The 2,601-nt window shown below is 52.5% G+C and carries 1 rRNA gene; it reads right to left on the bottom strand.

Annotated features, from left to right (window positions below):
- A 23S ribosomal RNA gene (locus tag TY15_RS22830) occupies positions 1–2,601 on the bottom strand; the annotation flags it as partial.

Genomic DNA, 2,601 nt, shown 5'->3' with positions numbered 1-2,601 from the left:
AAGTCCTCGAACGATTAGTATCAGTCAGCTCCACATGTCGCCACGCTTCCACCTCTGACCTATCAACCTGATCATCTTTCAGGGTTCTTACTAGCTTGACGCTATGGGAAATCTCATCTTGAGGGGGGCTTCATGCTTAGATGCTTTCAGCACTTATCCCGTCCGCACATAGCTACCCAGCGATGCCTTTGGCAAGACAACTGGTACACCAGCGGTGCGTCCATCCCGGTCCTCTCGTACTAAGGACAGCTCCTCTCAAATTTCCTGCGCCCACGACGGATAGGGACCGAACTGTCTCACGACGTTCTGAACCCAGCTCGCGTACCGCTTTAATGGGCGAACAGCCCAACCCTTGGGACCGACTACAGCCCCAGGATGCGATGAGCCGACATCGAGGTGCCAAACCTCCCCGTCGATGTGGACTCTTGGGGGAGATAAGCCTGTTATCCCCGGGGTAGCTTTTATCCGTTGAGCGATGGCCCTTCCATGCGGAACCACCGGATCACTAAGCCCGACTTTCGTCCCTGCTCGACTTGTAGGTCTCGCAGTCAAGCTCCCTTGTGCCTTTACACTCTACGAATGATTTCCAACCATTCTGAGGGAACCTTTGGGCGCCTCCGTTACTCTTTAGGAGGCGACCGCCCCAGTCAAACTGCCCACCTGACACTGTCTCCCACCCCGATTAGGGGTGCGGGTTAGAATTTCAATACAGCCAGGGTAGTATCCCACCGACGCCTCCACCGAAGCTAGCGCTCCGGTTTCTCAGGCTCCTACCTATCCTGTACAAGCTGTACCAAAATTCAATATCAGGCTACAGTAAAGCTCCACGGGGTCTTTCCGTCCTGTCGCGGGTAACCTGCATCTTCACAGGTACTATAATTTCACCGAGTCTCTCGTTGAGACAGTGCCCAGATCGTTACGCCTTTCGTGCGGGTCGGAACTTACCCGACAAGGAATTTCGCTACCTTAGGACCGTTATAGTTACGGCCGCCGTTTACTGGGGCTTCGATTCAGAGCTTCGCTTTTAAGGCTAACCCCTCCTCTTAACCTTCCAGCACCGGGCAGGCGTCAGCCCCTATACTTCGCCTTGCGGCTTCGCAGAGACCTGTGTTTTTGCTAAACAGTCGCCTGGGCCTATTCACTGCGGCTCATCAAGGCTATTCACCCTAATGAGCACCCCTTCTCCCGAAGTTACGGGGTCATTTTGCCGAGTTCCTTAACGAGAGTTCTCTCGCTCACCTTAGGATTCTCTCCTCGCCTACCTGTGTCGGTTTGCGGTACGGGCACCTTTTATCTCGCTAGAGGCTTTTCTTGGCAGTGTGGAATCAGGAACTTCGGTACTAAATTTCCCTCGCTATCACAGCTCAAGCGTCATGAGAAGCGGATTTTCCTACTTCTCGCTCTAACTGCTTAGACGCGCATATCCAACAGCGCGCTTACCCTATCCTCCTGCGTCCCCCCATCACTCAAACGATAAAGAGGTGGTACAGGAATATCAACCTGTTGTCCATCGCCTACGCCTTTCGGCCTCGGCTTAGGTCCCGACTAACCCTGAGCGGACGAGCCTTCCTCAGGAAACCTTAGGCATTCGGTGGATGAGATTCTCACTCATCTTTCGCTACTCATACCGGCATTCTCACTTCTAAGCGCTCCACCAGTCCTTACGGTCTAGCTTCAACGCCCTTAGAACGCTCTCCTACCACTGACATCTAAGATGTCAATCCACAGCTTCGGTGATACGTTTAGCCCCGGTACATTTTCGGCGCAGAGTCACTCGACCAGTGAGCTATTACGCACTCTTTAAATGGTGGCTGCTTCTAAGCCAACATCCTGGTTGTCTAAGCAACTCCACATCCTTTTCCACTTAACGTATACTTTGGGACCTTAGCTGGTGGTCTGGGCTGTTTCCCTTTTGACTACGGATCTTATCACTCGCAGTCTGACTCCCACGGATAAGTCTTTGGCATTCGGAGTTTGTCTGAATTCGGTAACCCGATGAGGGCCCCTAGTCCAAACAGTGCTCTACCTCCAAGACTCTTACTACGTGAGGCTAGCCCTAAAGCTATTTCGGAGAGAACCAGCTATCTCCAAGTTCGATTGGAATTTCTCCGCTACCCACACCTCATCCCCGCACTTTTCAACGTGCGTGGGTTCGGGCCTCCATCCAGTGTTACCTGGACTTCACCCTGGACATGGGTAGATCACCTGGTTTCGGGTCTACGACCACATACTAAAATCGCCCTATTCAGACTCGCTTTCGCTGCGGCTCCGTCTCTTCAACTTAACCTTGCATGTAATCGTAACTCGCCGGTTCATTCTACAAAAGGCACGCTATCACCCATTAACGGGCTCTAACTACTTGTAGGCACACGGTTTCAGGAACTATTTCACTCCCCTTCCGGGGTGCTTTTCACCTTTCCCTCACGGTACTGGTTCACTATCGGTCACTAGGGAGTATTTAGCCTTGGGAGATGGTCCTCCCTGCTTCCGACCGGATTTCTCGTGTCCGGCCGTACTCAGGATCCACTCAGGAGGGAACGAAGTTTCAACTACAGGGTTTTTACCTTCTCTGACGGACCTTTCCAGGTCACTTCATTTACC

The organism is Neobacillus jeddahensis, assembly GCF_000612625.1.
GTDB lineage: Bacteria > Bacillota > Bacilli > Bacillales > Cytobacillaceae > Neobacillus > Neobacillus jeddahensis.
This window is presented reverse-complemented; position numbering and strand designations above follow the sequence as displayed.